22 protein-coding genes and 1 tRNA gene are annotated in these 19,479 nt (G+C 58.1%); 20 read left to right on the plus strand and 3 right to left on the minus strand.

Translation table 11 applies throughout. The features are described 5' to 3' along the window. Window positions 1-40 precede the first annotated feature (40 nt). The 7 genes from AC3WK5_RS11980 to AC3WK5_RS12010 are packed head-to-tail and all read left to right on the plus strand — an operon-like array spanning window position 41 to window position 7,018. The gene (locus AC3WK5_RS11980) at window positions 41-994 is read left to right on the plus strand and encodes a sugar ABC transporter substrate-binding protein (RefSeq protein ID WP_054596650.1); all 954 of its coding nucleotides are present in this window, start codon (window positions 41-43) and stop codon (window positions 992-994) included. Window positions 995-1,051: 57 nt separating this feature from the next. Continuing rightward, the gene (locus AC3WK5_RS11985) at window positions 1,052-2,605 is read left to right on the plus strand and encodes a sugar ABC transporter ATP-binding protein (RefSeq protein ID WP_103319783.1); all 1,554 of its coding nucleotides are present in this window, start codon (window positions 1,052-1,054) and stop codon (window positions 2,603-2,605) included. Beyond that, window positions 2,602-3,579 carry an ABC transporter permease gene (locus AC3WK5_RS11990; protein ID WP_103319785.1) on the plus strand — a complete coding sequence of 326 codons (978 nt, stop codon included), beginning with the start codon at window positions 2,602-2,604 and terminating at the stop codon, window positions 3,577-3,579. The genes AC3WK5_RS11985 and AC3WK5_RS11990 overlap by 4 nt, the downstream gene beginning before the upstream one ends. A 3-nt stretch (window positions 3,580-3,582) precedes the next feature. After that, on the plus strand, window positions 3,583-4,602 hold the full coding sequence (locus tag AC3WK5_RS11995) for a LacI family DNA-binding transcriptional regulator (protein ID WP_103319787.1): 1,020 nt from the start codon (window positions 3,583-3,585) through the stop codon (window positions 4,600-4,602). A 23-nt stretch (window positions 4,603-4,625) separates the two neighbouring features. Next, on the plus strand, window positions 4,626-5,543 hold the full coding sequence (gene rbsK / locus AC3WK5_RS12000; protein WP_103319789.1) for a ribokinase: 918 nt from the start codon (window positions 4,626-4,628) through the stop codon (window positions 5,541-5,543). Further along, window positions 5,540-5,944, plus strand: coding sequence for a D-ribose pyranase (gene rbsD, locus AC3WK5_RS12005; RefSeq protein ID WP_103319791.1), 405 nt, complete (start codon window positions 5,540-5,542; stop codon window positions 5,942-5,944). The genes rbsK and rbsD overlap by 4 nt, the downstream gene beginning before the upstream one ends. A 45-nt stretch (window positions 5,945-5,989) precedes the next feature. Next, on the plus strand, window positions 5,990-7,018 hold the full coding sequence (locus tag AC3WK5_RS12010) for a nucleoside hydrolase (RefSeq protein ID WP_103319793.1): 1,029 nt from the start codon (window positions 5,990-5,992) through the stop codon (window positions 7,016-7,018). Between the two features lie 41 nt (window positions 7,019-7,059). Here AC3WK5_RS12010 and AC3WK5_RS12015 read toward each other — a convergent pair whose 3' ends face one another. Beyond that, entirely contained in the window at window positions 7,060-7,263 is a 204-nt protein-coding gene (locus tag AC3WK5_RS12015) for a hypothetical protein (RefSeq protein ID WP_054596657.1), read from the minus strand. A gap of 128 nt (window positions 7,264-7,391) precedes the next feature. Here AC3WK5_RS12015 and AC3WK5_RS12020 point away from each other — a divergent pair, with 128 nt between their 5' ends. Continuing rightward, window positions 7,392-7,697, plus strand: a complete 306-nt coding sequence (locus tag AC3WK5_RS12020) for a hypothetical protein (RefSeq protein WP_054598288.1) — start codon at window positions 7,392-7,394, stop codon at window positions 7,695-7,697. 163 nt (window positions 7,698-7,860) lie between these two features. Further along, window positions 7,861-8,175 carry an I78 family peptidase inhibitor gene (locus AC3WK5_RS12025; protein ID WP_054596658.1) on the plus strand — a complete coding sequence of 105 codons (315 nt, stop codon included), beginning with the start codon at window positions 7,861-7,863 and terminating at the stop codon, window positions 8,173-8,175. A 72-nt stretch (window positions 8,176-8,247) separates the two neighbouring features. Here AC3WK5_RS12025 and AC3WK5_RS12030 read toward each other — a convergent pair whose 3' ends face one another. Together AC3WK5_RS12030 and AC3WK5_RS12035 are read right to left on the minus strand one after the other, a co-directional pair. After that, window positions 8,248-8,460 (minus strand): cold-shock protein, encoded by a 213-nt coding sequence (locus tag AC3WK5_RS12030; protein WP_003179963.1) that lies wholly within the window; start codon window positions 8,458-8,460, stop codon window positions 8,248-8,250. A gap of 293 nt (window positions 8,461-8,753) precedes the next feature. Continuing rightward, the gene (locus AC3WK5_RS12035; RefSeq protein WP_103319795.1) at window positions 8,754-9,053 is read right to left on the minus strand and encodes a hypothetical protein; all 300 of its coding nucleotides are present in this window, start codon (window positions 9,051-9,053) and stop codon (window positions 8,754-8,756) included. Between the two features lie 385 nt (window positions 9,054-9,438). Here AC3WK5_RS12035 and thrS point away from each other — a divergent pair, with 385 nt between their 5' ends. From thrS to AC3WK5_RS12090, 11 genes are all read left to right on the plus strand, one after another. After that, the gene (gene thrS / locus AC3WK5_RS12040) at window positions 9,439-11,361 is read left to right on the plus strand and encodes a threonine--tRNA ligase (protein ID WP_019692640.1); all 1,923 of its coding nucleotides are present in this window, start codon (window positions 9,439-9,441) and stop codon (window positions 11,359-11,361) included. Then, entirely contained in the window at window positions 11,361-11,912 is a 552-nt protein-coding gene (infC, locus tag AC3WK5_RS12045) for a translation initiation factor IF-3 (RefSeq protein WP_173860028.1), read from the plus strand. Before thrS ends, infC begins: the two co-directional genes overlap by 1 nt. A 60-nt stretch (window positions 11,913-11,972) precedes the next feature. Continuing rightward, entirely contained in the window at window positions 11,973-12,167 is a 195-nt protein-coding gene (gene rpmI / locus AC3WK5_RS12050; RefSeq protein WP_002553160.1) for a 50S ribosomal protein L35, read from the plus strand. 29 nt (window positions 12,168-12,196) lie between these two features. After that, window positions 12,197-12,553 carry a 50S ribosomal protein L20 gene (rplT, locus tag AC3WK5_RS12055; RefSeq protein WP_007905879.1) on the plus strand — a complete coding sequence of 119 codons (357 nt, stop codon included), beginning with the start codon at window positions 12,197-12,199 and terminating at the stop codon, window positions 12,551-12,553. Between the two features lie 109 nt (window positions 12,554-12,662). Next, window positions 12,663-13,679, plus strand: a complete 1,017-nt coding sequence (gene pheS / locus AC3WK5_RS12060; RefSeq protein ID WP_007905876.1) for a phenylalanine--tRNA ligase subunit alpha — start codon at window positions 12,663-12,665, stop codon at window positions 13,677-13,679. Between the two features lie 26 nt (window positions 13,680-13,705). Then, window positions 13,706-16,084: a phenylalanine--tRNA ligase subunit beta gene (gene pheT / locus AC3WK5_RS12065; RefSeq protein WP_103319796.1), complete on the plus strand. Its 2,379-nt coding sequence runs from the start codon at window positions 13,706-13,708 to the stop codon at window positions 16,082-16,084. Between the two features lie 3 nt (window positions 16,085-16,087). Continuing rightward, window positions 16,088-16,390 carry an integration host factor subunit alpha gene (gene ihfA, locus AC3WK5_RS12070; protein WP_002553164.1) on the plus strand — a complete coding sequence of 101 codons (303 nt, stop codon included), beginning with the start codon at window positions 16,088-16,090 and terminating at the stop codon, window positions 16,388-16,390. Then, complete coding sequence (locus AC3WK5_RS12075; protein WP_003179985.1) at window positions 16,371-16,727, plus strand: MerR family transcriptional regulator; 357 nt, start codon at window positions 16,371-16,373, stop codon at window positions 16,725-16,727. Before ihfA ends, AC3WK5_RS12075 begins: the two co-directional genes overlap by 20 nt. Before the next feature lie 89 nt (window positions 16,728-16,816). Continuing rightward, window positions 16,817-16,893, plus strand: a tRNA-Pro gene (locus AC3WK5_RS12080). A 318-nt stretch (window positions 16,894-17,211) separates the two neighbouring features. Next, entirely contained in the window at window positions 17,212-18,903 is a 1,692-nt protein-coding gene (locus AC3WK5_RS12085) for a ShlB/FhaC/HecB family hemolysin secretion/activation protein (RefSeq protein WP_256585322.1), read from the plus strand. Window positions 18,904-18,914: 11 nt separating this feature from the next. Beyond that, window positions 18,915-19,427 (plus strand): toxin-activating lysine-acyltransferase, encoded by a 513-nt coding sequence (locus AC3WK5_RS12090; protein WP_103319800.1) that lies wholly within the window; start codon window positions 18,915-18,917, stop codon window positions 19,425-19,427. The last annotated feature ends 52 nt before the right edge of the window (window positions 19,428-19,479 follow it).

Raw genomic sequence — 19,479 nt, forward strand, 5'->3', positions numbered from 1 at the left:
CAAGCGTTGCTCACAATAATCATAAGATCGGAGTGAACTCATGAAGCTGCCATTCGCTGGACGTCTTCTCGCTGTCGCTATGCTGGCTGCCGCATCCGCCGCTTTGCCCCTCTCTTCGGCCTTTGCCGACACTGAAAAACCGAAAGTCGCGCTGGTCATGAAATCCCTGGCCAACGAATTCTTCCTGACCATGGAGGATGGCGCCAAGGCTTACCAGAAAGAGCATTCTGCCGATTTCGACCTGATCTCCAATGGCATCAAGGACGAAACGGACACCGCTGGTCAGACGCGCATTGTCGAGCAAATGATTCTGGCCAAGGTCAATGCGCTGGTGATTGCGCCAGCCGACTCCAAAGCGATGGTTCCGGTGATCAAGAAGGCTATCGATGCCGGTATCACCGTGATCAACATCGACAACCAGCTGGACCCGGCCGTCGTCAAAAGCAAGAACATGACCGTACCGTTCGTAGGCCCGGATAACCGCAAAGGCGCGCGTCTGGTCGGCGAGTACCTGGCCAAACAGCTAAAGGCCGGTGACGAAGTCGGCATCATCGAAGGTGTTTCCACCACCACCAACGCCCAGGCTCGCACCGCTGGCTTCAAGGACGCAATGGAAGCGGCGCAGATCAAGGTCGTCTCGTTGCAGTCCGGTGACTGGGAAATCGATAAAGGCAACAAGGTTGCCGCCTCGATACTCAGCGAATACCCGCAAACCAAGGCTCTGCTGGCGGGCAACGACAGCATGGCGGTCGGTGCTGTTTCGGCGGTGCGCGCAGCAGGCAAGGCGGGTAAGGTGCAAGTGGTCGGTTACGACAACATCAATGCCATCAAGCCAATGCTCAAGGATGGCCGCGTATTGGCGACTGCCGATCAGTTTGCAGCCAAACAGGCGGTGTTCGGCATCGAGACTGCCCTGAAAATGCTCAAGGGCGAAAAGGTCGACAGCGGCACCAACGGCGTAATCGAAACTCCGGTTGAGCTGGTTACCAAGTAGTCATTCTGGCGATACAGCGGCGCTCGCTCGCAAGGGCGAGCGCATGGAGAGTTTTTTATGTCAGTTTGTGCTCCGAACGCGGTCCTCTCGGTCAGCGGTATCGGCAAGACTTATGCGCAACCGGTATTGACCGGCATTGACCTGACGCTGATGCGTGGTGAAGTGCTGGCGTTGACCGGCGAGAACGGTGCCGGCAAAAGCACGCTCTCGAAAATCATTGGCGGGCTGGTCACTCCGACCACCGGCCAAATGCAGTTCCAGGGGCGCGATTACCGTCCTGGCAGCCGAACCCAGGCAGAAGAGCTGGGTATTCGCATGGTCATGCAGGAACTCAATCTACTGCCGACCCTGTCTGTCGCAGAGAACCTGTTTCTCGACAACCTGCCGAGCAATGGCGGCTGGATCAGTCGCAAGCAACTGCGCAAAGCGGCAATCGCCGCGATGGCTCAGGTCGGGCTCGATGCGATCGATCCGGACACGCTGGTCGGTGAGCTCGGGATCGGTCATCAGCAAATGGTCGAGATCGCGCGCAACCTGATCGGCGACTGCCATGTGCTGATTCTCGATGAGCCGACAGCGATGTTGACGGCTCGCGAAGTCGAGATGCTCTTTGAGCAAATTACCCGCCTGCAAGCTCGTGGCGTGGCGATCATTTATATTTCCCATCGGCTGGAAGAGCTGGCGCGGGTTGCTCAGCGCATCGCGGTATTGCGTGACGGCAATCTGATCTGCGTCGAGCCGATGGCCAATTACAACAGCGAGCAACTGGTCAATCTGATGGTCGGCCGCGAATTGGGCGAACACATCGATCTCGGTCCGCGGCAGATCGGCGCACCGGCCCTGACTGTCAAAGGGTTGAGCCGTTCGGACAAAGTTCGCGATGTGTCTTTCGAGGTGCGCAGCGGCGAGATTTTCGGAATTTCCGGTTTGATCGGGGCGGGGCGCACGGAGCTGTTGCGGCTGATTTTCGGTGCCGATGCGGCAGACAGTGGCACGGTCGCGCTTGGTTCACCGGCGAAAGTGGTGAGCATTCGTTCGCCCGCCGATGCGGTCGGTCACGGCATTGCCCTGATTACCGAAGATCGCAAAGGCGAGGGGCTGCTGCTGACTCAGTCGGTCAGCGCCAACATCGCCCTGGGCAATATGCCGGTGATCTCCAGTGGCGGCATTGTAAATACGCGTGACGAGATGGCGCTGGCGCAGCGTCAGATCGACGCAATGCACATTCGCAGCTCCGGTCCTGCGCAGCTGGTTTGCGAGTTGTCGGGCGGCAATCAGCAGAAGGTGGTGATTGGCCGCTGGCTTGAGCGTGAGTGTTCGGTGCTGTTGTTCGATGAGCCGACTCGCGGCATCGATGTCGGTGCCAAATTTGATATTTACGCGTTGCTTGGCGAGTTGACGCGTCAGGGCAAGGCGCTGGTGGTGGTGTCCAGTGATCTGCGCGAGCTGATGTTGATCTGCGACCGTATTGGCGTGTTGTCGGCCGGACGCTTGATCGACACCTTCGAGCGCGACAGCTGGACTCAGGATGATTTGCTTGCCGCCGCTTTTGCCGGCTACCAAAAACGTGATGCGTTGCTCCATGAAGCGGCGCCTAGGGATCTCCCATGATAACTGCACTGTCTGCTGGCAAACGTAGTAGCAATTTTTACGGCCTCGGTACCTATCTGGGCCTGGCTGGTGCCTTGCTGGCGATGATTGCGTTGTTCTCGGTCTTGAGCAGCCATTTCCTCTCTTATGACACCTTCAGTACGCTGGCCAATCAGATTCCGGACCTGATGGTGCTCGCAGTCGGCATGACGTTCGTGTTGATCATCGGCGGCATCGACCTCTCGGTGGGTTCGGTGCTGGCCTTGGCGGGCTCTACTGTCAGCGTGGCGATCCTCGGCTGGGGCTGGAGTGTCTTGCCGGCAGCGCTGCTGGGTATGGCCGCCGCCGCAGTGGCCGGGACCATCACCGGTTCGATCACCGTGGCCTGGCGCATTCCGTCGTTCATTGTTTCGCTGGGTGTGCTGGAGATGGCTCGCGGCGTTGCCTATCAGATGACCGGCTCGCGCACGGCCTATATCGGTGATGCCTTTGCCTGGCTGTCCAATCCGATTGCCTTGGGTATTTCACCGTCATTCATTATCGCGTTGCTGGTTATCTTCATCGCCCAGGCGGTGTTGACCCGTACCGTGTTCGGTCGCTACCTGATCGGTATCGGTACCAACGAGGAAGCTGTGCGTCTGGCGGGTATCAACCCAAAACCCTACAAGATTCTGGTGTTCAGCCTGATGGGGTTGCTGGCGGGTATTGCCGCGCTGTTCCAGATTTCCCGCCTGGAAGCGGCGGACCCGAATGCCGGTTCCGGCCTGGAGCTACAAGTCATCGCTGCCGTGGTGATCGGTGGCACCAGCCTGATGGGCGGTCGCGGCTCGGTGATCAGCACCTTTTTCGGCGTCCTGATCATTTCTGTACTGGCTGCCGGACTGGCGCAAATCGGCGCGACCGAACCGACCAAGCGCATCATTACCGGCGCGGTGATCGTGGTCGCGGTGGTGCTGGACACCTACCGCAGCCAACGTGCAAGTCGACGGAGCTGAATCATGGCGACTATCAAGGATGTAGCAGCGCTCGCGGGGATTTCCTACACCACGGTTTCCCACGTGGTGAACAAGACCCGGCCGGTCAGTGAAGAGGTTCGGCTCAAGGTCGAGGCCGCGATCAAAAGCCTGGATTACGTGCCCAGTGCCGTGGCGCGCTCGCTCAAAGCGAAAACCACCGCAACTATCGGTCTGCTGGTGCCCAACAGTCTCAACCCGTACTTCGCGGAATTGGCCCGTGGTATCGAGGATTACTGCGAGCGTAACGGTTATTGCGTGATCCTCTGCAACTCCGATGACAACCCGGACAAGCAGCGCAGTTACCTGCGCGTGCTGCTGGAAAAACGCATCGACGGGCTGATTGTCGCGTCCGCCGGCGGCGATAGCGGGTTGGCGCAAGGGCTGGCGGGCGTGCGCACGCCGATGGTGATCGTCGACCGTGGGTTGGAGGGGCTCGATGCGGACATGGTACGCATCGATCATGAATACGGTGCTTATCTTGCGACCCGGCATTTGCTCGAGCTGGGCCATCGCGACATCGCCACTATTGGAGGTCCGGCACATACCAGCGTGGCGCAGATGCGTCTGGCAGGTTACTGCCGGGCCTTGAAAGAGGCTGGCGTCGAAGTGCCGGGGGAATGGATGCTCGAAAGTGACTTCACCAGCATTGGCGGTTACAACGCGGCGACAATGTTGCTGGAAAAACACCCGCCCAGCGCAATTTTTGCCGGTAACGACATGATTGGTATCGGCGTACTGCGGGCCGCCGCCGAGCGCAATATCCGGGTGCCGAGCGAGCTTTCGGTCATCGGTTTCGACGATATTCAAATGAGCCGTTATGTCTATCCGGCGTTGACCACCGTCGGCCAGTCGATCCTGGAGCTTGGAGAAATGGCTGCGGAGGTATTGTTGCGACGGATCGCGACCCCTGAACTGGCGACCGATCAGCGGATCGTGAGGCCCAGCATTGTCATGCGAGAGTCGACCGCGCCGCTGGCCGGCGTATTCGACCAATACCGCTGAAGCGAATTGATGAGTAGGGATGTATGCCAGCAAAAGTAGTGGTTGTAGGCAGTCTGAACATGGACCTGGTGACCCGCGCCCAGCGGTTGCCACATGCCGGAGAAACGCTGCATGGCGAGTCGTTTGCCACCGTGTCGGGCGGCAAGGGTGCTAATCAGGCGGTCGCGTCTGCCCGGCTGGGTGCGCGGGTGTCGATGATCGGCTGCGTGGGTGACGATGCTTATGGCGAGCAATTACGCGCAGCGCTGCTGGCAGAACAGATCGATTGTCAGGCGCTGACATCGGTCGAGGGCTCCAGCGGCGTGGCGCTGATCGTGGTCGATGACAACAGCCAGAATGCGATTGTTATCGTTGCGGGTGCCAACGGTCAGCTGACACCTGGCATGGTCGCGGGGTTCGATGCGGTGCTTGCAGCGGCCGACGTGATCATCTGTCAGCTTGAAGTGCCGATGCACACGGTTGGTTATGCCCTCAAACGCGGTCGTGAGCTGGGCAAGACGGTGATCCTGAATCCGGCGCCGGCAACGAGCCCATTGCCGGCCGACTGGTATTCGTCAATCGATTACCTGATCCCCAATGAAAGTGAAGCGTCGGCCCTGAGCGGTTTGCCGGTGGACTCTCTGGAGAGCGCCGAGCTGGCTGCGAGCCGATTGATCGCCGCCGGTGCCGGCAAGGTCATCATCACGTTGGGGCCCCAGGGTTCATTGTTTGCCAACGGGCAGGGCTGCGAACATTTCCCGGCACCCAAGGTCAAGTCCGTCGACACTACGGCGGCTGGTGACACCTTTGTCGGCGGTTTTGCTGCGGCATTGGCTGCTGGCAAAAGCGAAGTCGAGGCCATTCGTTTTGGTCAGGTCGCAGCAGCCTTGTCGGTGACGCGGGCCGGCGCACAACCCTCGATTCCTTCCTTGTCAGACGTACAGGCCTTCAAAGCATCATGAAAAAAACACCCTTGCTCAATATCGCGTTGTCGCGGCTGATTGCCTCTCTGGGGCATGGCGACATGCTGGTGATTGGCGATGCCGGTCTGCCGGTGCCGCCTGGCGTTGAGTTGATCGACCTGGCGTTGACCCAGGGCATTCCGGACTTCGTCAGTACCTTACGCGTCGTGCTCAGTGAAATGCAGGTGGAAAGCCATGTGCTGGCCGAAGAAATCCTGCTCAAGCAGCCGCCGGCGCTGCAGGCGATCGACGAGCTGACGACCAATGCCGCGATGGGCCAGCGGCGGTTGCTGAGTCATGAAGAATTTAAAGCCCTTAGCCGACAGGCGCGGGCGATTGTTCGTACGGGCGAATGTCAGCCGTACTGCAACATCGTGCTGGTCGCAGGGGTGACTTTCTAGTCCGTCATATCCCGATTCGATTTATCAACGCACAAGGAGTGCGCTATGTACCGCTATGCTCAACGCCTGCATCACCTGATCCGGAGTCTGCTGCTTTTGTCCTTGCTCACCGCTACAGGCGCCCACGCGGCGGAAAAGATAGATCTGATCATCGACACCGATCCAGGTGCCGACGACGTGGTGGCGCTGCTGTTTGCCCTGGCGTCGCCCGAAGAACTGAACATTCGCGCACTGACTACCGTTGCCGGTAACGTGCGCCTGGACAAAACCTCGCGTAATGCGCGGCTGGCCCGCGAGTGGGCAGGGCGCGAAGACGTGCCGGTGTATGCGGGTGCACCGAAACCGCTGATGCGCACGCCAATCTATGCCGAGAACATTCATGGCAAGGAAGGCTTGTCGGGTGTCACGGTGCACGAGCCGAAGAAAGGTCTGGCCAAAGGCGATGCGGTCAGTTACCTGATTGACACGTTGCGCGCGGCCAAGCCTCACAGCATCACTATCGCAATGCTCGGGCCGCAGACCAACCTGGCGTTGGCGCTGATTCAGGATCCGGAAATCACCCAAGGCATCAAGGAAGTGGTGATCATGGGCGGTGCGCACTTCAACGGCGGCAACATTACCCCGGTGGCCGAGTTCAATCTGTTCGCCGATCCGCAGGCAGCTGAAGTGGTCCTCAAAAGCGGCGTCAAGCTGACCTATCTGCCGCTGGACGTCACTCACAAGATTCTGACCAGTGACGCTCGCTTGAAGCAGATTGCCGCGCTGAACAACAACGCCAGCAAACTGGTGGGCGATATTCTCAACGAATACGTCAAAGGCGACATGGAACACTACGGTATTCCTGGTGGCCCGGTGCATGACGCCACGGTGATCGCGTACCTGCTCAAGCCGGAACTGTTTACCGGTCGTGCGGTGAACGTGGTCGTCGACAGTCGCGAAGGGCCGACCTTTGGCCAGACCATCGTTGACTGGTACGACGGCCTGAAAGCCCCGAAGAATGCGTTCTGGGTCGCAAACGGCGATGCTCAGGGCTTCTTTGACTTGCTGACGGCGCGTCTCGCCCGTCTCAAGTAAGTCATGCCCCGCAGGTGCCAGCCTGCGGGGTTTTACTCCCTTTACGTGTGGGCGGCGCCCATGTCGTCGATGGGGTACTTCTCGAATACCTGTTCGATGAACTGTTGAGCAGCTTTCGTGCCCAGGTCCTTGACCAGCAGGTCTATGCCAATGATTGCCAGCTCTTCCGGGGTGCTGGGGCTGTAAGAGCTGTGGCCTTGGGGCCAGCTGACTTTGATGTCGGCGTCGATTGTCACGGTGGTCATGAGTGTCTCGCGAGGTCGGGAAGTCTGTCTGTTGAGTTAACCACCTTGCGCAGCTTTTGGCACTCCGACTTAGGCATGAACGGAGGGCTATGCGACACTTGGGCTTTGTAGATTTCAAGGACAGTGCTGTGCAGATCGATTTGAATACCCCGGATGGCTTGACGCTAGAGGCAGTGCGCCAGCTGCTGGCGTCTGCCAGCGACGATACGCACACCCAGTTGCGGGTCACCAAGTCAGGAATTGCCTACATTTCGTCAGGTGTTGTCGGCGGAACGGATATCGACGGGCTGCTGTTTCGCCTTGAGACGTGGGCCAAGGGCTCCGGGTATGTAGGCATGGTTGCCGCCAGTGATGAGGTCTGGGTCATGCAGATATTCAACGCATTGAAGCAGAACTGGCCGAAGCCACCCTTTGATTACATCGATATCTACTGAGTCTGCTCATATTCAGTCACGATTGCGCACTGAACAGCAGGTGATAGCTCAGGCAAACTTGCGTGTTTGACGGCTTTGAAGGCGGGGGATGGCACTGACCATGAAACCAAGCGCCCAAACGGCTGTCGCACGAATGCAGTTCAACTATTGAAAAGGAGGCGTCATGCCTTGGAAGCTCGCGTCATTGGGTACTTTGCTGGCCGCCGTCATGTTGGCGGGTTGCAGCAGTACCTCCGAGTCGGCAAAAGACCCTGTGGTAGCCGGGGCCGGTAACGGTCGTTGTGAGGCAAAGGCTGCCGAATTCGTCATTGGCAAAAAGGCTTCGCCAGAGTTGCTGGAACAGGCCCGCACGCGTTCCGGGTCGCAGACTGCACGAGTCCTCAGGCCGAACGACATGATCACTCTGGAATACCGTTCGGATCGTTTGAATCTCAACACCGATGCCAACCTGGTCATTACCCGCGTCAACTGCGGCTGATTGCTTCAGGCTTTGGTTGCGCCCATAAAAAACCCCGTCACATGGACGGGGTTTTTTTAGTGCGCCAGGAAATTACTCTGGGCGAACTTGTGCAGCTTGCATACCCTTTTGGCCTTTCTCAGCCACGAAGGAAACGGTTTGGCCTTCTTTCAGGCTTTTGAAACCGTCGCTTTCGATAGCTTTGAAGTGTACGAACAGGTCGTCACCGCCACCTTGAGGAGTGATGAAGCCGAAGCCTTTTTCATCGTTGAACCATTTAACGGTGCCGGTTTGGCGATTAGACATGGTGTATCTCCAAGAAACATATATTTTCAGTAGTGCTGTGCTGCTCAGGCCAACTGGGCACACCGGAGTATCATAGTCGAAATGTTCGATTTGGGAGCCCCCCGGACGTGCTGTTTGCCTTCGTATCGTCTGTTCTTTGTCACTGTATATGGCTGGAAGCCCCGGTTTAAAAGGCCTGCAGCCAAATACATGTCCTGTAAAAAAAGCTGTAAAAGCTGCGTAATTTGTCTGAAATAGCGGTTTTTTGGCTATTTTCTACTCGCCAGAGGCGTTGTTTTTAGCCTCGCAGCAGCTTATTTCTTGACCCGGCAATCCTGAATGGCGTCCAGCGCCTTGGTTCGCAGCTCTGCGCTCGGCTGTTTTGTCTTGCTCATCAGCTCGCTGATTTCGGCCGTTGTAAACTTCTCGTTGAGCTTGTCCGCGCCACAAGCGCAATGCAATTCGGCGGACTTCTGGTCGACGCTCTGACTGGCGGCGGAAACGCAATCCTTCATATAGCTTTCGCGAACCCCGGCAGGCCAGGCAGCCTGTGCGCTCAGCGGGAGCAGCATGAACAGTGGGGAGGCAAGGGCGATAAGGCGGATAAGACGCATAGCTGGAACTCCGTGAGGTCGATAATGTGTGGCGATTCTCAGCCTATTCGAGGTGGGCCGTACATCTCAAGTTCACTTTTTAATGCAAATGCCCTGAATTCGGCGTTGGTCAAACAAGGTCGCGGCGACGACCGTTCATCTGTGCTAGGATCCAGCGCTTGGGTATTTTCAGGCTCTGGACGATCTGTTCTCCGGTAGCGGCCAATACCCGAATAACCCTGATTTGATCTCCAGTCACTCTGGTTCGGTTCCCGGTTGGCCACAAGGCTCCTGCCGCTGTAAGGCAGGCGTTCATTATTGAATGGCCTGGACTGAATCGCGTACTGGCTGCTCATCCCAACCCACGTGACCTTTGGTAGGGGTCACCACTAGGAGAGGAGGCGCCATGCCCACTATTACTCTTCCCGACGGCAGTCAACGTTCCTTCGATCATCCGGTTTCCGTAGCCGAGGTCGCCGCATCCATTGGTGCCGGTCTGGCCAAGGCCACCGTGGCCGGCAAGGTCAACGGCAAGCTGGTTGACGCCAGCGATGTCATCGACAGCGACGCGACCCTGCAAATCATCACGCCCAAGGATGAAGAGGGGGTGGAGATCATTCGCCACTCTTGCGCTCACCTGATTGGCCACGCGGTCAAGCAGCTGTACCCGACGGCGAAAATGGTGATCGGTCCGGTCATCGATGAAGGCTTCTATTACGACATCGCCTACGAGCGTCCTTTCACTCCGGACGACCTGGCGGCGATCGAACAGCGCATGCACCTGCTGATCGAAAAAGATTACGACGTCATCAAGAAAGTCACTCCGCGCGCCGAAGTGATCGACGTGTTCACCAGTCGCGGCGAAGACTACAAGCTGCGCCTGGTCGAAGACATGCCGAACGAGCAGGCCATGGGTCTGTACTATCACGAAGAATACGTCGACATGTGCCGCGGTCCGCACGTGCCGAACACCCGCTTCCTGAAATCCTTCAAGCTGACCAAGCTGTCCGGCGCCTACTGGCGCGGCGATGCCAAAAACGAGCAACTGCAGCGCGTTTACGGCACTGCCTGGGCTGACAAGAAGCAACTGGCGGCCTACATCCAGCGTATCGAAGAAGCCGAAAAGCGCGACCATCGCAAGATCGGCAAGCGTCTCGGCCTGTTCCATACCCAGGAAGAAGCGCCGGGCATGGTTTTCTGGCACCCGAACGGCTGGACCCTGTACCAGGTACTCGAGCAGTACATGCGTCAGGTTCAGCGTGAAAACGGTTACCTGGAGATCAAGACTCCGCAAGTGGTTGACCGTAGCCTGTGGGAGAAATCCGGGCACTGGGCCAACTACGCCGAGAATATGTTCACCACGCAGTCGGAAAGCCGCGACTACGCGATCAAGCCGATGAACTGCCCTTGCCACGTGCAAGTGTTCAATCAGGGCCTGAAAAGCTACCGTGAACTGCCGATGCGTCTGGCCGAGTTCGGTGCTTGCCACCGTAACGAGCCGTCCGGTGCGCTGCACGGTATCATGCGCGTGCGCGGGTTCACCCAGGACGATGCACACATCTTCTGTACTGAAGAGCAGATGCAGGCCGAATCCGCGGCGTTCATCAAGCTGACCATGGATGTCTACGCCGATTTCGGCTTTACCGACGTCGAAATGAAGCTGTCCACTCGTCCGGAAAAACGCGTCGGCTCCGATGAGCTGTGGGATCGCGCAGAATCGGCGCTGGCCTCAGCCCTTGATAGTGCGGGCCTGCCGTACGATCTGCAGCCGGGCGAGGGTGCTTTCTACGGTCCGAAAATCGAGTTCTCGCTAAAAGATTGCCTCGGTCGTGTCTGGCAATGTGGTACCTTGCAGCTCGATTTTAACCTGCCGATCCGTCTGGGAGCCGAATACGTCTCCGAAGACAACAGTCGCAAGCACCCGGTAATGTTGCACCGGGCGATCCTGGGTTCCTTCGAGCGTTTCGTCGGGATTCTGATCGAGCATTACGAGGGCGCGTTCCCTGCGTGGCTGGCTCCGACTCAGGCAGTGATCATGAATATCACTGATAAACAGGCAGATTTTGCCGCTGAAGTTGAAAAAACTCTCAATCAAAGCGGTTTTCGTGCCAAGTCTGACTTGAGAAATGAAAAGATCGGCTTTAAAATCCGCGAGCATACTTTGCTCAAGGTTCCCTATCTCTTGGTTATTGGAGATCGGGAAGTCGAGATGCAGACTGTCGCTGTGCGTACTCGTGAAGGTGCTGACCTGGGCTCGATGCCCGTCGCCCAGTTCGCTGAGTTCCTCGCGCAAGCGGTTTCCCGGCGTGGTCGCCCAGATTCGGAGTAATTATTATTAAGCGTGAAATGAGACAAGATAAACGAGCTGCACCGAAAGCCCCGATCAACGAGAATATCTCGGCACGCGAGGTTCGGTTAATTGGCGCTGACGGCGAGCAGATTGGCATCGTCTCGATTGATGAAGCGCTTCGTATTGCTGAAGAAGCCAAACTGGATCTGGTGGAAATTTCCGCCGACGCAATCCCACCGGTTTGCCGTGTGATGGATTACGGCAAATCGATCTTCGAAAAGAAGAAGCAGATTGCCGCAGCGAAAAAGAACCAGAAGCAGATTCAGGTAAAAGAAATCAAGTTTCGTCCAGGGACGGAGGAAGGGGATTACCAGGTAAAACTGCGCAACCTGGTACGTTTCCTGAGTGACGGGGACAGGGCCAAGGTATCCTTGCGATTCCGCGGCCGTGAGATGGCCCACCAGGAGCTGGGGATGGAACTCCTCAAGCGGGTTGAAGGTGACCTGCTCGAGTACGGTTCGGTCGAACAGCATCCTAAGATGGAAGGACGCCAGCTGATCATGGTCATCGCCCCGAAAAAGAAGAAGTAATCAACAGGGCACGGCAGGCCTTGCGATTATGTTTATCAACTGAATGCGGAGTATCCGAACATGCCAAAGATGAAAACTAAAAGTGGTGCTGCTAAGCGGTTTCTGAAAACTGCTAACGGTATCAAGCACAAGCACGCTTTCAAGAGCCACATCCTGACCAAAATGTCGACCAAGCGTAAGCGTCAACTGCGCGGTAGCAGCTTGCTGCATCCGTCTGACGTGGCAAAAGTCGAGCGCATGCTGCGCCTTCGTTAATTTTTGGTTAAGAATAGAGGAAGTAACTCATGGCTCGTGTAAAGCGTGGCGTCATTGCCCGTAAACGTCACAAAAAAATTCTGAAACTTGCTAAAGGCTACTACGGCGCTCGCTCGCGCGTATTCCGTGTTGCCAAGCAAGCGGTAATCAAGGCAGGCCAATACGCCTACCGTGACCGTCGTCAGAAAAAACGTCAGTTCCGCGCTCTGTGGATCGCTCGTATCAACGCTGGTGCACGTATCAACGGTCTGTCCTACAGCCGTTTCATCGCCGGCCTGAAAAAAGCGTCCATTGAGATCGACCGTAAGGTTCTGGCTGATCTGGCAGTGAACGAAAAAGCGGCGTTTGCTGCGATTGTCGAGAAAGCTAAAGCCACCTTGGCTTAAGTACCCCCGACAGTCACCCGGGCTCACCTCTGTGGGCTCAGGTGTTAAACGTCATAAATAGGGGAAGAGCCTTCAAGCTCTTCCCCTATTTTGTATCTGGAGTCTGTACATGGAAAACCTGGATGCGCTGGTCTCTCAAGCACTAGAGGCTGTGCAAAGCGCTGAAGATATCAATGCCCTGGAGCAAATCCGGGTTCACTACCTTGGCAAAAAGGGTGAATTGACTCAGGTGATGAAGACCCTGGGGAATTTGCCGGCAGAAGAGCGCCCGCAAGTCGGTGCCCTGATCAACGTTGCCAAGGAGCGTGTCACAGAGGTTCTCAATGCGCGCAAGGCACTGTTTGAAGAGGCCGACCTGGCCGCCAAACTGTCCGCCGAGTCCATTGATGTGACCCTGCCTGGCCGTGGTCAGACCTCCGGTGGTCTGCATCCGGTTACTCGCACTCTGGAACGTATCGAACAGTTCTTCACCCATATCGGCTACGGCATTGCCGAAGGCCCTGAGGTCGAAGACGACTATCACAACTTCGAAGCGCTCAACATCCCAGGCCATCACCCGGCCCGGTCGATGCATGACACCTTCTATTTCAATGCGAACATGTTGCTGCGCACCCATACCTCGCCGGTACAGGTCCGCACCATGGAATCGAAACAGCCGCCGATCCGCATCGTCTGCCCAGGCCGTGTGTATCGCAGTGACTCCGATATCACTCACTCGCCGATGTTCCACCAGGTCGAAGGCCTGCTGGTCGACCGCGATATCAACTTCGCCGACCTGAAAGGGACCATCGAAGAGTTCCTGCGCGTGTTCTTCGAAAAAGAACTGGCAGTGCGTTTCCGCCCTTCGTACTTCCCGTTCACCGAGCCGTCCGCCGAAGTCGACATGGAATGCGTGATGTGCAGCGGTAAAGGCTGCCGCGTCTGCAAGCAGACTGGCTGGCTGGAAGTGATGGGCTGCGGCATGGTTCACCCGAACGTGTTGCGCATGTCCGGGATCGACCCGGAAGAGTTTTCGGGCTTTGCCTTCGGCATGGGCGTTGAGCGTCTGGCCATGCTGCGTTACGGCGTGAACGACTTGCGTCTGTTCTTCGACAACGACTTGCGGTTCCTCGCGCAATTTCGCTAGTCGTAACGAATTCTTAGGAGAGCAGGATGAAATTCAGTGAACAATGGCTGCGCGGCTGGGTAAGCCCGCAGGTAAGTCGCGACGAGCTGGTTGCTCGTCTGTCGATGGCCGGTCTTGAGGTCGATAGCGTTACGCCGGCCGCCGGTGAATTCAGTGGCGTGGTGGTGGGCGAGGTGCTGAGCACCGAGCAGCACCCGGACGCCGACAAGCTGCGTGTTTGCCAGGTCAGCAATGGCACGGAGACCTTCCAGGTAGTTTGCGGCGCGCCAAACGTGCGCCCGGGCCTGAAGATCCCGTTCGCCATGATCGGTGCCGAACTGCCAGGCGACTTCAAAATCAAGAAAGCCAAGCTGCGTGGCGTTGAGTCCAACGGCATGCTGTGCTCGCAAGCCGAATTGCAGATCGGTGAAGGCAACGACGGCCTGATGGAATTGCCGGCCGATGCGCCGGTCGGTCAGGACATTCGTGAATACCTGAGCCTGGACGACGCCAGCATCGAGGTCGACCTGACCCCGAACCGCGGCGACTGCCTGTCCCTGGCCGGTCTGGCCCGTGAAGTCGGTGCGCTCTATGCTGCCGAAGTCACGCGCCCGGTCGTTGCCAGTGTTCCAGCCGCGCACGATGAAGTGCGTTCGGTTGAGGTCCTGGCGCCCGCCGCTTGCCCGCGTTACCTGGGGCGCGTGATCCGTAACGTCGACCTGTCCAGGCCTACGCCGCTGTGGATGGTCGAGCGTCTGCGTCGTGCTGACGTGCGCAGCATCGATGCTGCCGTCGACATCACCAACTACGTGATGCTGGAACTGGGTCAACCGCTGCACGCTTTCGATCTCGCCGAAATCAATGGCGGCATCCGCGTGCGTATGGCCGAAGAGGGCGAGAAGCTGGTGCTGCTCGACGGTCAGGAAGTCAGCCTGCGTAGCGATACGCTGGTGATTGCCGACCACTCCCGCGCCCTGGCGATTGCTGGCGTGATGGGTGGCGAGCACAGCGGTGTTTCCGCGACCACTCGCGATGTCTTCCTTGAAAGCGCGTTCTTCGATCAGATCGCCGTTGCTGGCAAGGCTCGTTCCTACGGCCTGCACACCGACGCCTCGCACCGCTACGAGCGTGGCGTGGACTGGCAGCTGGCCCGTGAAGCCATGGAGCGCGCCACTGGCCTGCTGCTGGAAATCACCGGAGGCGAAGCTGGCCCGATCATCGAAACCGTCAGCGAGCAGCACCTGCCGTCGATTGCTCCGGTCACCCTGCGTGCCCAGCGCATCACCCAGATGCTGGGTATGGAAATGGACTCAGCCGAAGTCGAGCGTTTGCTCAGCGCTTTGGGCCTGAAGATTTCCGCGGACGGGGCAGGGCAGTGGCACGTAGAAGTGCCAAGCCATCGCTTCGATATCAGCCTGGAAGTCGACCTGATCGAAGAGCTGGCCCGTCTGTACGGTTACAACCGTCTGCCGGTTCGTTACCCGCAAGCCCGTCTGGCACCGCAAGCCAAGGCTGAAGCGCGTAGCGATCTGCCTGAGCTGCGCCGCCTGCTGGTGGCTCGTGGTTATCAGGAAGCGATCACCTACAGCTTCATCGATCCGAAGCAGTTCGAACTGTTCAACCCAGGCGTCGAGCCTCTGTTGCTGGCCAACCCGATCTCCAACGACATGGCCGCCATGCGTTCGTCTCTGTGGCCGGGTCTGGTCAAGGCGCTTCAGCACAACCTGAACCGTCAACAGGACCGCGTCCGTCTGTTCGAAAGCGGCCTGCGCTTCGTCGGTCAGCTGGAAGGCCTGAAGCAAGAGCCGATGCTGGCCGGTGTGGTCTGCGGCGGCCGTCTGCCGGAAGGCTGGGCACAGGGTCGCGATACCGTGGACTTCTTCGACGTCAAAGCCGACGTGGAAGCGGTGCTGGGCTTTGCCGGTGCACTGGATTCGTTCAAATTCGTACCAGGCAGCCACCCTGCGTTGCACCCGGGTCAAACCGCGCGCATCGAGCGTGAAGGTCGCGTAGTCGGCTACATCGGCGCTATCCACCCTGAATTGTCGAAAACCCTCGGTCTCGACCGTCCGGTCTTCGTTTTTGAGCTGGTGCTGGCCGAAGTGGCGTTGGGCAAAATGCCTAAATTCAGCGAGTTGTCGCGCTTTCCTGAAGTGCGTCGAGACCTTGCGCTGCTGGCGGACAAAGACGTTGCAGCCAGTGCCGTACTGGACGTAATCCGTGAAAATGCAGGCGAATGGCTGACGGACCTCAGGCTATTTGACGTGTATCAGGGTAAAGGTATTGATCCGCATAGAAAAAGCCTTGCAGTTGGCTTGACCTGGCAGCATCCATCGCGCACTCTTAATGACGATGAGGTGAATACCACGACGCAAAACATCCTCACCTCGCTCGAACAAAGGTTGAACGCCACGTTAAGGAAGTGACGTATGGGGGCTTTGACGAAAGCTGAGATGGCGGAACGTCTGTATGAAGAGCTGGGCCTGAACAAGCGGGAGGCCAAGGAATTGGTCGAACTGTTCTTTGAAGAAATCAGGCACGCTCTTGAAGACAACGAACAGGTGAAGTTGTCCGGTTTCGGCAACTTCGACCTTCGTGACAAACGCCAGCGGCCTGGCCGCAATCCGAAAACGGGAGAAGAAATCCCGATCACGGCTCGCCGTGTGGTCACCTTTCGTCCAGGGCAGAAGTTGAAGGCCCGAGTTGAGGCTTATGCTGGAACCAAGTCATAACGACGAGCTTCCCGTCATCCCAGGCAAACGCTACTTCACCATTGGTGAAGTCAGCGAGCTTTGTGCGGTAAAACCGCACGTGCTGCGCTACTGGGAGCAGGAGTTTCCTCAACTCAACCCCGTCAAGCGCCGCGGAAATCGCCGGTACTATCAGCGCCAGGATGTGCTGATGATCCGGCAGATCCGCGCGTTGCTCTACGACCAGGGGTTCACCATCGGTGGAGCGCGCCTGCGCCTTTCCGGCGATGAAGCCAAAGACGACACCACTCAATACAAGCAAATGATCCGCCAGATGATCGCCGAGCTCGAAGATGTTCTGGTGGTACTCAAGAAATAAATTCCTGCTTTTAAATACTTCCAGTTTTCAAAAGCTTGCGATATATTCTTGAGCGTTCCTCGAGATGAGGAACAGGTTTCACGCCTAGTCGGGGCGTAGCGCAGTCCGGTAGCGCACTAGCATGGGGTGCTAGGGGTCGAGTGTTCGAATCACTCCGTCCCGACCATATTTGAAGAAAAAACCCAGCCTTTCAGGTTGGGTTTTTTTATGCCTGAAAATCCCTTCCTTTCATATTTTCGTGTGAATACACCTCGGATTTGGCACGCGGTTACGTACTTTTTCCTGCCAACTCTCACACCTCAAGAAAATGAGAACCACGCCACAAAAGGCGTCCTCGACTATTTTTTGCCCCTCTGAATTGCACTTTTCTGGCTACCCACGGACTAACGGCGCGTGTAGGAAGTTTCACTATCAGGGACGTGCCGTGTTTTTTATACCTCATCCATTTGTTCGTTCGCTGGCTTTTGGGCTTGGTCGTGTGGCGGTGCAACGCTCCTTATGCGTGCTCTCCATCGTCGCCAGTTTCTCCGCCTCAGCTGCCGAACCCGTTGCGCCCGCGCAGCAGTTGCTCCGTCAGCAGGAGCGCGAACGGGTCTTGCGCGAGCAGCTCGAACCCTCTCCTGACGTACGCCTCAAGGCCTCCCTGGATGATGGTCAGGGTCTGCTGCCGGCCAATGAAACGCCATGCTTCACGATTCGCCATATCGTGCTCGAAGGTGAGGATTCAGCCACCTTCCAGTGGGCGCTGCGTGCTGCCAACCCGGCGTCCGATCCGGCGCTGAACCGTTGCCTGGGGGCCGCGGGCATCAACCTGACCATGAAGCGCATACAGAACCTGATCATCGCGCGGGGTTTCGTCACCACGCGGGTGCTGGCCGCCCCTCAGGACCTGAGCCAAGGGACGCTTGCTCTGGTACTGGTTCCGGGACGCATCAAACACATTCGGTTTGCCGACGGCACCTCGTCGCGGGCGACGCTGTGGAACGCCATGCCCGCCCAACCCGGTGATCTGTTGAACCTGCGGGACATCGAACAAGCCCTGGAGAACTTCAAGCGGGTGCCCACGGCCGAAGCTGACGTGCAGATTACGCCGGCAAACGACACTGACGCCAAGCCGGGAGAAAGCGATGTGGTGATCCTCTGGAAGCAAGCTTCCGTGGCGCGCCTGAGTCTGTCGACGGACGACTCGGGCACCTACGACACCGGTAAATATCAGGGCAATGTCGCGCTGTCGCTGGACAATCCGTTGGGGCTCAATGACCTGTTCTATGCCAGTTTCAGCCACAACCTGGGCGGCGGCAAAAGTGGTGATCGTGGTTCTGAAGGGCACACCCTGCACTATTCGCTGCCGTACGACTACTGGCAACTGGGCCTGACGTCCAGCGAGTACGACTATCACCAGACCGTGGCCGGGAGCAATCAGACTTATGACTATCAGGGCCACAGTAGCAACGTCGAACTGAAACTTTCACGACTGCTCTACCGCGATGCCGTACGCAAGACGTCGGCATGGGCCAGTGGCTGGTCGCGCACCTCCAGCAACTCTATCGACGACACCGAAATTGAAGTGCAGCGCCGGCGTATGGCGGGCTGGGAGCTGGGGCTCGATCACCGCGAGTTCATGGGCAGCAATACCCTGGATCTGGGCCTGAGCTATCGACGTGGAACCGGGGCGGACCATGCCTTGCGAGCACCGGAAGAAGACCTCGGCGAGGGGACGTCACGGCCGAAGATCATCAGCGCCAACGCCCAGTTGCAAACCCCGTTCCGTCTGGGGACGCAGCAATTTCGCTACATCGGCGCTTGGCGCGGCCAATGGAATCGCTCGCCGTTGATCGCTCAGGATCGCTTCTCCATTGGTGGGCGCTACAGCGTCCGCGGGTTCGATGGCGAACAGATCCTCTCCGCCGAACGCGGCTGGACCTTGCGCAATGACCTGGGCTGGTTTGTCTTTCAGAGCGGCCAGGAACTCTATCTCGGCGTCGACTATGGCGAGGTCGGCGGACATTCCAGTCAGTCCTTGTCCGGGCGCCGTCTGGCGGGCTCGGTGGTCGGTGTGCGGGGCGGCTACAAGCAGTTTTCCTATGACCTGTTCGTCGGCCAACCGCTCATCAAGCCCAGCCATTTCGAAACGGCCGCCGTAACCACGGGCTTCAACCTCAACTGGTCGTTTTGACGGAGACCGGCATGCACTTCGACAGTCTTGAAATCCTTGCCCCCCAGCTGTCCGACGAACCCTGGAACGAGGCGACCGTGTTCGGTTCCGCCGTCTGGTTGTGGATGCAGTCGGCGGCGCATCGTGATGCGCCGCTGCATACCTTGTCGGCACTGCTGCTGCCGGCGATCAAGCAGCGCCAGTTCATGCTCGCCAGCGAGCAAGGCACGCCGGTGTTTTTCATGTCCTGGATGAACCTCAGTGCCGAGGCCGAGCAGCGCTATCTGAACAATGCTCCGGTGTGCATGTCTGAGGCTGACTGGAACAGTGGCGAGCGTCTTTGGATCAGCGACTGGGTCGCGCCTTTCGGGCATACCCGACAACTGTCGAGACTGCTGCTGCGTCGGCTCTGGCCGCAACGCTTTGGCCGCTTCCTGGAGCATCGGGGCGATGAGCGCGGCTTTCGTATCAAGAAGTGGCAGGGCATCGGAGTCCTGCCCGCCGAGGCGCGCGCCTGGTTCGCCGCTCACCCGCTGCTTCAGTAGCTTTCGGCCTCATTATTTTGGCGTCTGGCGCATCTGTGGCCTGGCGCAGTTC

It is taken from the genome of Pseudomonas sp. FW306-02-D09B, from assembly GCF_058782685.1.

What these genes read in the sequence shown, in the direction of transcription:
- AC3WK5_RS11980 (WP_054596650.1), top strand. Translation starts at nt 41, where the DNA reads ATGAAGCTGCCATTCGCTGGACGTCTTCTCGCTGTCGCTATGCTGGCT.
- AC3WK5_RS11985 (WP_103319783.1), top strand. Translation starts at nt 1,052, where the DNA reads ATGTCAGTTTGTGCTCCGAACGCGGTCCTCTCGGTCAGCGGTATCGGC.
- AC3WK5_RS11990 (WP_103319785.1), top strand. Translation starts at nt 2,602, where the DNA reads ATGATAACTGCACTGTCTGCTGGCAAACGTAGTAGCAATTTTTACGGC.
- AC3WK5_RS11995 (WP_103319787.1), top strand. Translation starts at nt 3,583, where the DNA reads ATGGCGACTATCAAGGATGTAGCAGCGCTCGCGGGGATTTCCTACACC.
- rbsK (WP_103319789.1), top strand. Translation starts at nt 4,626, where the DNA reads ATGCCAGCAAAAGTAGTGGTTGTAGGCAGTCTGAACATGGACCTGGTG.
- rbsD (WP_103319791.1), top strand. Translation starts at nt 5,540, where the DNA reads ATGAAAAAAACACCCTTGCTCAATATCGCGTTGTCGCGGCTGATTGCC.
- AC3WK5_RS12010 (WP_103319793.1), top strand. Translation starts at nt 5,990, where the DNA reads ATGTACCGCTATGCTCAACGCCTGCATCACCTGATCCGGAGTCTGCTG.
- AC3WK5_RS12015 (WP_054596657.1), bottom strand. Translation starts at nt 7,263, where the DNA reads ATGACCACCGTGACAATCGACGCCGACATCAAAGTCAGCTGGCCCCAA.
- AC3WK5_RS12025 (WP_054596658.1), top strand. Translation starts at nt 7,861, where the DNA reads ATGCCTTGGAAGCTCGCGTCATTGGGTACTTTGCTGGCCGCCGTCATG.
- AC3WK5_RS12030 (WP_003179963.1), bottom strand. Translation starts at nt 8,460, where the DNA reads ATGTCTAATCGCCAAACCGGCACCGTTAAATGGTTCAACGATGAAAAA.
- AC3WK5_RS12035 (WP_103319795.1), bottom strand. Translation starts at nt 9,053, where the DNA reads ATGCGTCTTATCCGCCTTATCGCCCTTGCCTCCCCACTGTTCATGCTG.
- thrS (WP_019692640.1), top strand. Translation starts at nt 9,439, where the DNA reads ATGCCCACTATTACTCTTCCCGACGGCAGTCAACGTTCCTTCGATCAT.
- rpmI (WP_002553160.1), top strand. Translation starts at nt 11,973, where the DNA reads ATGCCAAAGATGAAAACTAAAAGTGGTGCTGCTAAGCGGTTTCTGAAA.
- rplT (WP_007905879.1), top strand. Translation starts at nt 12,197, where the DNA reads ATGGCTCGTGTAAAGCGTGGCGTCATTGCCCGTAAACGTCACAAAAAA.
- pheS (WP_007905876.1), top strand. Translation starts at nt 12,663, where the DNA reads ATGGAAAACCTGGATGCGCTGGTCTCTCAAGCACTAGAGGCTGTGCAA.
- pheT (WP_103319796.1), top strand. Translation starts at nt 13,706, where the DNA reads ATGAAATTCAGTGAACAATGGCTGCGCGGCTGGGTAAGCCCGCAGGTA.
- ihfA (WP_002553164.1), top strand. Translation starts at nt 16,088, where the DNA reads ATGGGGGCTTTGACGAAAGCTGAGATGGCGGAACGTCTGTATGAAGAG.
- AC3WK5_RS12075 (WP_003179985.1), top strand. Translation starts at nt 16,371, where the DNA reads ATGCTGGAACCAAGTCATAACGACGAGCTTCCCGTCATCCCAGGCAAA.
- AC3WK5_RS12090 (WP_103319800.1), top strand. Translation starts at nt 18,915, where the DNA reads ATGCACTTCGACAGTCTTGAAATCCTTGCCCCCCAGCTGTCCGACGAA.